Here is a 619-nt window from a genome sequence, read left to right on the forward strand (position 1 = left end):
GTCGTGGTGAACGAACTGACCACCTATGTGGACATTTCGAACACGCTGCTGGCCGATGCTTCGCAGGCCGAAGCTGAGGTGCGGCAGGCCCTGACCGAGGATTTCGGGGCCAAGGAAGGGCTGGCCTTCGTGAAGCGTTCGGGCGACGGGCAGCCCGAGGGCGTGATGACCAAGGCGGGCATTGCCGAAACCGTCAGCGGCCACGCAACCCAGATCACTGCCGACGCGCTGGTGACGCAGATGTATGCGCTTCCCGCCATGTATCGCAACGCGGGCACCTGGGCGATGAACGGCACCACCTTGGGCCTTCTGCGCCTGCTGAAGGATGGGGGCGGGCGGTTCCTGTGGCAACCGTCCTATCAGGCGGGCCAGCCGGAAACCATCCTCGGGCGCCCGGTGATCGAGCTTCCCGACATGCCCGATGTCGCGGGCGGAGCCTTCCCGATCATCTTCGGGGACTGGTCGGGCTACCGGATCGTTGACCGCGTGTCGCTGTCGGTTCTGGTCAACCCCTACATCCGGGCGACCGAAGGCATCACCCGCATTCATGCGACCCGCCGCACGGGCGGGCGCGTCATCCAGCCTGCGAAGTTCCGCAAGCTGAAAATCGCCGCTTCCT

1 protein-coding gene is annotated in these 619 nt (G+C 65.6%); it reads left to right on the forward strand.

Annotated elements, in window-relative coordinates:
* On the forward strand, positions 1-619 hold a 619-nt coding region (locus PKE99_RS39265; protein WP_271215138.1), incomplete at both ends, for a phage major capsid protein.

Source organism: Pseudonocardia halophobica (genome assembly GCF_027922425.1).
Classification (GTDB): Bacteria; Actinomycetota; Actinomycetes; order Mycobacteriales; family Pseudonocardiaceae; genus Pseudonocardia; species Pseudonocardia halophobica.